General features: G+C 71.2%; 6 protein-coding genes. 5 read left to right on the forward strand and 1 reads right to left on the reverse strand.

Annotated elements, in window-relative coordinates; translation table 11 throughout:
- On the reverse strand, positions 1 to 2,226 hold the full coding sequence (locus tag C7C45_RS19750; protein ID WP_110565168.1) for a hypothetical protein: 2,226 nt from the start codon (positions 2,224 to 2,226) through the stop codon (positions 1 to 3).
- A gap of 301 nt (positions 2,227 to 2,527) precedes the next feature.
- Between C7C45_RS19750 and C7C45_RS19755 the strand changes: the two genes are divergently transcribed.
- The 5 genes from C7C45_RS19755 to C7C45_RS19775 all read left to right on the forward strand — a co-directional run bounded on the left by C7C45_RS19755 (position 2,528) and on the right by C7C45_RS19775 (position 7,011).
- The gene (locus C7C45_RS19755; RefSeq protein ID WP_110565169.1) at positions 2,528 to 3,703 is read left to right on the forward strand and encodes an FUSC family protein; all 1,176 of its coding nucleotides are present in this window, start codon (positions 2,528 to 2,530) and stop codon (positions 3,701 to 3,703) included.
- Positions 3,704 to 3,767: 64 nt separating this feature from the next.
- Positions 3,768 to 4,295 carry a hypothetical protein gene (locus C7C45_RS19760; RefSeq protein WP_110565170.1) on the forward strand — a complete coding sequence of 176 codons (528 nt, stop codon included), beginning with the start codon at positions 3,768 to 3,770 and terminating at the stop codon, positions 4,293 to 4,295.
- A 74-nt stretch (positions 4,296 to 4,369) separates the two neighbouring features.
- Positions 4,370 to 5,215, forward strand: a complete 846-nt coding sequence (locus C7C45_RS19765) for a DUF4097 family beta strand repeat-containing protein (RefSeq protein WP_110565171.1) — start codon at positions 4,370 to 4,372, stop codon at positions 5,213 to 5,215.
- Positions 5,216 to 5,248: 33 nt separating this feature from the next.
- On the forward strand, positions 5,249 to 6,226 hold the full coding sequence (locus tag C7C45_RS19770; RefSeq protein WP_110565172.1) for an ATP-binding cassette domain-containing protein: 978 nt from the start codon (positions 5,249 to 5,251) through the stop codon (positions 6,224 to 6,226).
- Complete coding sequence (locus tag C7C45_RS19775) at positions 6,223 to 7,011, forward strand: ABC transporter permease (RefSeq protein ID WP_110565173.1); 789 nt, start codon at positions 6,223 to 6,225, stop codon at positions 7,009 to 7,011. The genes C7C45_RS19770 and C7C45_RS19775 overlap by 4 nt, the downstream gene beginning before the upstream one ends.
- The last annotated feature ends 362 nt before the right edge of the window (positions 7,012 to 7,373 follow it).

Genomic DNA, 7,373 nt, shown 5'->3' on the forward strand with positions numbered 1-7,373 from the left:
TCACGTGGGCCCGGGTGGATCCGTCCGCCCGTCGAGGCGCTGCACCAACTCCCGCACCGCCGCGACGAACGACTCGTCCGTCTCATCCGGCCAGTGCCCGTGGATGGGCGGGGAGACGCTGTCGCTGGCCGGCGTCACCACGCCGCGGGGATCGCGTTGTCGGCGATCCACGGCGGATGCCGGGTCGCTGGTCGTGGCCGCCGGGGCTGGCCGGTGGGCGGAGAACACCCAGCCACCGATCGGGTCGGTGTCACGCCACAGATTCACCCAGCGCCAGTCGACCCGGCGGCCGATGTCCTGCAGCGCCGCCTCGTCGATGTAGGCGGGGAAGAGCCGCGCGTAGAGGCGGCGCAGCGGTGACCCGTGGGTGAGCAGGGCGACCCGGCTGCCGACCTCCGGTGGCAACTGGAGCACAGTAGCGGCGAGCAGGACCGAGCCGTGGCTGTGCCCGGTGAGCAGCACCGCGTGGCCAGTTTCGACGAGGTACGTGATTCGGCGGGTCAGCTCCGGTATGGCGCGTTCGGCGTAGCAGGGCGGTGCGAAGGGGTGGGCGGCCCGGGGCCAGAAGGTGCCGAGGTCCCAGAGGACGCCGATGTGCCGCCGGAACGGGACGGTCCGGTAGGCGAAGATGCTGCCGAGGATCAGACCGACGATGATCGCCGCGATCAGCCAACTGCCGAACGCGATGCCGAAGGTGACCGCGTCCGCGGGCAACCCGGCGTTTCGCTCGACGACGTCGTTCGGGAACTGCCCCAACAGGCCGACGGTGGTGGTGGCCGTGGCGAGCCCGGCGAGGCAGCCGTAGAGCACGGCCAGCGGCACCAGTTTCTCGGTGAACCGAGCCCGGGCTATCGCATCGCGCACCTGCCGCAGCCGGGAACCCGCCTCCGCCGGCGGGTTCGGGTAGTCGTGGGCGACGATTGCCGCCGCAGCGCGACGCCGGCCGCGGCGGGAGATCACGACCACCAGACCGGCGACGATCAGCGTGATCAGGACCGCGCGAAGGAAGCCGAAGATCACCCAGGTGTACGCGCGGGGTGGGCCGGTGGCGATGCCCGCACCGGTGGGCACGTCACGATCGAGGAAATCCGCCGTCCGATAGACCAGTTCGGCGGCGTACGCCACCGCCACGCTGATGCCGGTGGCGGCGATCGCCAGGGCTCCCAGCCCGAACAGTGGGGTGGCGCCTCGCGGCTGGTCCCGGCGTTGGAGCAGCACCACGCCCAGGGCGGCCAGCAGGGTCGTCTGTGCGACGAACAGCCCGGCCAGGGTCGTGTCGTAGCCGGGAAGTTCGCGTCGCCCGTCCCACGGCTGCGGACTCGCCAGCACGTAGGCCACGACGACGACGGTCAGGGCGACGGCGGTGGTCCGAAGCGCGCTGGTGACCCTGTCGAGCCGCCGGTCGGCGGCGGCCCGGTCGATCAGCGGGGGCGTGCAGAGGCAGCCCACGCAGGCCGTCAGCACCACCGCGGTGGCCACCGTCAGCGCGCCGGTGGCGGCCGTGGCGCCGGTCGCGGCTCGGGCCAGGAGCAGGGTGAGGTCCAGCGTCGCGAACGCGGCGGCGACGTGGATGGAGCGCAGCCGACCGACGAGCGGTTCGGCGTCCCACTGACCGACCGCGCCGAGCCGATGCCCGGAGAGCTGCTCGGGCGCGCGAAACGCCTCGAACGTGCGCCCCGGTCGATTGCTGACCCGCCAGATCAGGCTGATCGCGATGGCCGGGACCAGCGCGAGCACCGCCAGTCGCAGCCCGACCGGCCGCCCGCTCAACCAGGACAGCCAACTGCGCCCAGTGAGGCACTGCGGCGAGTTCAGACACTTCCAGCCGACCAGATCCAGGGTGACACCGGCGATGGCGAGCACGTAGAGCACGGTGAGAGTGAGCGCCAGCAACCGGCACAGGGACCTGACCAGCGCCTCGGAGCCAGGGTGCGCGGGGCGCATCCAGATCGCCACGTTGACCAACATGAACGGCAGCAGGAAAACCAGCCCGAGGGCACGGGCCACGGTCCCGGAGGGCAGGTCACCCCAGCGGTACGCCTCCAGCGTCACCCCAGGCGGGTTGGTGGCGTCCGGGTACCGGGGGCGCGGCCGGTAGAAGCCTCCGCTGCGGTCACCCGCCACCTGCGCGGTCTGCTGCAGGTTCAGCACCTCTTCGGCGTTCGCGCCGGAGACTCCGTGTACCCGCAACTCCACGACGTCGCCGGAGATGTCCGGCCCGCTCAACCGCGCTGATCCATCCGACGTCCCCCCGAGGCGCCTCGGCAGCCCCTCGTCACACGATCCACCTGAGGCCAGCCCCGCACGCACCGTGTGCCCGGGGGCGCCACCCCGACGGTGGCAGACCGCGGTCTACCCGAACCGGACGGCCTCAATCGCGGCAAGTCCCGAGGCGCCACCCCTCAGTCGCCGCCCCGACCGGCGGTCGTCGCCGGTCCGCGTACCTCGGTCTGTGCGGCCCGCGCTCGGGCGGAATGCCGATCAGACGGCGGTGGATTGATCTGGTCGGGGCGGGGTAGGTGCCGCCATGGTCGCTGCCGGTCGGCGCGGAGCGGACGCGGGCGCTCCGGCGGTCGTCCGACTCTGGGAACGCGCGGTGGTCACGGTGCGCGACCGGTTCCGTCGGGTACGCGCCATCGGCGGTCTCGCTGTGCAGGCTGGCCTGGCCGCGGCACTGTCCTGGGTAGTGGCGCACGAGCTGTTGAACATCTCGCAGCCGGTCTTCGCACCGATCTCCGCCGTCTCCACCCTCGCCGCGTCTCTCGGCCAACGGCTGCGCCGTACCGTCGAACTGATCATCGGTGTCACCGTCGGGGTGCTGATCGGCGACCTGCTGCTCGTGGTGATCGGCACCGGGTGGTGGCAACTCGCCCTGATCGTCGTGCTGGCGATCATGGTCGCGCTGTTCCTCGCGGGCAGTGCGGCGGTGGTGATCCAGGCCGGGGCGACGGCGGTGCTCATCTGCACGCTCAGCCCGTCCACCCGGGATCTGGAGATCCCCCGGTTCGTGGACGCGCTCGTCGGGGGAGGGACGGCACTGCTGGTCACCGCCGTGTTGCTGCCACTGAACCCGCTGCGGGTGCTCAACCGGGCCGCACGGCCCGTGTTGGATCTCCTCGCCGCCCAGCTCGACGCCACCGCCGGCGCGCTGGCCGACCGTGACGCCGCTCGTGCCCGCACCGCCCGGGGTGAGTTGCGGCAGAACAAGGGCCAGCTGAATGCGTTCGTCGAGGCGACCCAGGGCGCCCGGGAAGCCAGCACCCTGTCGCCGGTGCACTGGCGCGAACGGCGCGGGCCAGTGGGCCGGTACGCGCGGGCGGCCGAGCCGATCGACCGGGCGATGCGCAACAGCGGAACCTTGATCCGTCGGGCGGTGACGTTGATCGAGGACGACGAACCGGTTCCGGAATCGCTGCCGGATGCGGTGGCCGATCTCGCCGAGGCCGTCCGGTTGCTCAAGCGGCAGTTTGCCGCCGGTGCCGAGCCGAACCGGGCAAGGGAGCAGGCGTTGCGGGCGGTCCAGGCGGCCGGTCGTGCCTACCGGGATGGCGTCGGCTTCTCGGGTGCGGTGGTGGTGGCACAGGTCCGGACGACGGTCAGCGACCTGCTGGTGGCCACCGGGCTGACTCAGGAGCAGGCGAATCACCTGGTCCGGGGCATGTTCGGCGACTTGCGAGTGCCGGCCAACCCACACCGGGACTGATCGATGGCATCGCAGTGAGCCATGACTGTTGCATCCTGAGCCAAAATGGTGCCATGATGGTGCCATGGAGCTGAGGTCATACGTCGAGAACCTGCGTAACGAGTTCGCCGTGGCCGCGGAGGGCGTCGATCCGGAGGCCCGGGTGCTGGCCGAACGGCTCTTCGCCCAGTTGGAGGCGGCCACCCGTCTCACCTTGCTCGAGGCCCTGTCCGACGCGGCCGACGAGATCACCCGCGAGCTTGCGCCCGGTTCGGTGCACGTCCGGCTGCGCGGCCGTGAACCCGATTTCGTGGTGGCACCGGCCAGCCCGCCGACCGATGAGGCGGGCCAGGCCAGCGGCCCACCGACGCCGTCGGTGCCACCGCTCGCGCCGCCCGAGGGTGACGACGGCGGCACTTCGCGGATCAACCTCCGGCTTCCCGACCACCTCAAGGCCAGCGTCGAGGAGGCCGCGGGCCGCGCCGGGCTCTCGGTCAACGCCTGGCTGGTGCGAGCTGTCGCCGGCGCCGTCGGGGCGGGCGAGACGGAGCGTCGTCCGCCCCGACGGGTGGAGCCGCGCTCCGGCCAGCACTTCACCGGCTGGGCCCGCTAACTCCCCGTACCCCTTCCTTCCCTCGCGCCGCTGACCAGCGGCGACCTTCGCCGACCACCGTCCGGGAGACCACCATGCCTGTTTTCGACACACCAGAACCGATCACCGTCCAGATCGAATTGCCCGTCGGGGACGCCTGGATCGCCGCGAGTGACCGCGCCGACACGGTGGTGACGGTGCGGCCCCGCGACCCGTCGAGCAAGGCCGACGTGAGCGGCGCGGAACAGACCACCGTCGAGTACGCCGCCGGCAAACTGCTGATCAGAGCACCGAAGAACTGGCGCCGCTACGGCTTCTTCGGCACCGGCCCCTCGGTCGACGTCCTGATCGAGGTGCCGACCGGTTCACGGGTGCACGCCGAGGCGGCGTGGACGGCGTTCCGCTGCGAGGGTCGGCTCGGCGAGTGCCGCCTCAAGACCGGCGGCGGGATCCGGCTCGAGGAGACCGGGCCGCTGGACATCGACACCAGCCACGGCGAGGTCGCGGTCGAGCGCGTCGCCGGTCCCGCCCGGATCAAGTCCTCATCCGGCAAGGTGCGCATCGGCGCGGTCGACGGCACCGCAGAGGTCAAGAACTCCTCCGGCGACTGCTGGATCGGCCAGAGCGGCGGAAACGTCCGGGTCAACACCGCCTACGGCGACATCACCGTCGACGCCCCGGCGGCATCGGTGAACGCGCGCACCGCGTACGGCAACGTCCGGCTGGGCGAGGTCGTACGCGGGTCGATCGAATTGCAGACCTCCTACGGCGCGATCGAGGTCGGCATCCGGCGCGGCACCGCCGCCTGGCTCGACGTCAGTTCCAAGCACGGCCGGGTGCACAACGCGCTCGACACGACCGACAGCCCGGCGCAGACCGACGAGACGGTCGAGGTCCGGGCGCACACCTCCTACGGCGACGTCGCCATCCGCCGCGCCTGAACCGGCAGCACACCGAACACGAAGGAGGAGACCATGACCAGCCCCAGGAAACCCGCGATCGTCGCCACCGACCTGCGGAAGTCCTACGGCGACAAGGTCGTGCTCGACGGCATCGACCTGATGATCACCGAAGGCACGATCTTCGCGCTGCTCGGCCCCAACGGTGCCGGCAAGACCACCACCGTGCAGATCCTCTCCACCCTGATCAACGCCGACGGAGGCGCCGCCCGCATCTTCGGCCACGACCTGACCCGAGAGCCCGACGCCGTACGCGAACTGATCGGCGTCACCGGCCAGTTCTCCGCCGTCGACAACCTGCTCACCGGCCGGGAAAACCTCAACCTGATGGCCGACCTGTGTCACCTGGACAAGGCCACCGGTCGGCGACGGATCACCGATCTGCTCGACCAGTTCGACCTGGTAGAGGCGGCGGGCAAGCCGGTGTCGACGTACTCCGGTGGCATGCGCCGCCGGCTCGACCTCGCCATGACCCTGGTCGGCCAGCCCCGCGTCATCTTCCTCGACGAGCCGACCACCGGCCTCGACCCGCGCAGCCGCCGCGCCATGTGGCAGATCATCCGCGCTCTCGCCGCCGAGGGCGTCACCATCCTGCTCACCACCCAGTACCTGGAGGAGGCCGACCAGCTCGCCGACCGCGTCGCGTTCCTCGACCACGGCCGACTGATCGCCGAAGGCACTCCGCACGAACTCAAGCGCCTCATTCCGGGAGGCCACATCGTGCTGCAGTTCGCCCACCAGGACGGGCTCGACTCGGCGGCCCGTACCTTCGCGGCCTCCACCCGCGACGACGCGGCGCTCACCCTCCAGGTGCCCAGCGACGGCGGAGTCGGGTCGCTGCGCTCCCTGCTCGACCAGCTCGACCGCGCCTCGATCGACGTGGCCGGCCTCTCCGTGCACACGCCCGATCTCGACGACGTCTTCCTCACCCTCACCGGCCAACCCGACACCCGGGCCGGTCGACCCGACCACGAAAGGGCCCCGGCGCGATGAGCACCCTCTCCCTTGCCGTCCACGACTCAGGCACGATGCTGCGGCGCAACCTCCTGCACATGCGGCGCTACCCGTCGATGACCCTCCTGCTCATCGGCATCCCGGTCATCATCCTGTTGCTCTTCGTCTACGTCTTCGGTGGCACGCTCGGCGCCGGCCTCGGGCCGTCCGGCGGACGCGCCCAGTACGCCAATTACGTCACCCCCGGCATCCTGCTCATCACGGTGGTCAGCGCGGCGCAGGGCACCGCCATCTCGGTGGCGATGGACATGACCGAAGGCATCATCGCCCGGTTCCGAACCATGGCGATCTTCCGACCGTCGGTGCTCACCGGGCACGTACTGGGCAGCCTGATCCAGACCATGCTCAGCCTCGCGGCCGTCACCGGCGTGGCGCTGCTCGTCGGGTTCCGGCCCACGGCCAACCCGATCGAGTGGCTCGCCGCAGCCGGCGTCCTCGCCATGATCACCTTTGCGCTCACCTGGCTGTCGGTGGCCCTCGGCCTGGTCAGCGACAGTGTCGAGACAGCCAGCAACCTGCCCATGCCGCTGATCCTCCTGCCATTCCTCGGCAGCGGCTTCGTCCCCACCGACTCCATGCCGACACCGGTGCGCCTCTTCGCCGACTACCAGCCCTTCACACCCGTCATGGAAACCCTCCGCGGCCTACTGCTCGGCAGCGGGATCGGCGCCAACGGAATCATCGCGGTCGCCTGGTGCGCCGTCATCACCGTGGTCTGCTTCCTCTGGTCCAAAGCCCTGTACAACCGCAATCGGGCCGCCTGACCCGACCGGCGCTCCACCTCCAACCAGCGCGCCGCAGCGACGGCCCGGCCCAACAGGGCCGGGCCGTCGGGTTCGGTCCGGCGCGTGATCGACTCGGTATCGCCGATGAGGCGGTGTCCGGCTGCTCGGATGCCGCAATGTCGCGGATATGGAGTCGATCACGCGCCGTCTGGTTGGTGCGGGCCGCACGCCGCGTGGACGCGGGCGCATGACATGCACGGCGCACGCGGGACACGGACGGCGCACGCGGCACGGCGCATGGTCGGGCGTGGCCCGCTGCGGCTCGGCGTGGCGCGCTGTGGTCCCGTGGCCCGGGCGGTCCGGCGGGGGCCGGTCCGGCGTGTGATCGACTCCATATCGCC

The organism is Micromonospora arborensis (assembly GCF_003205615.1).
Lineage (GTDB): Bacteria > Actinomycetota > Actinomycetes > Mycobacteriales > Micromonosporaceae > Micromonospora > Micromonospora arborensis.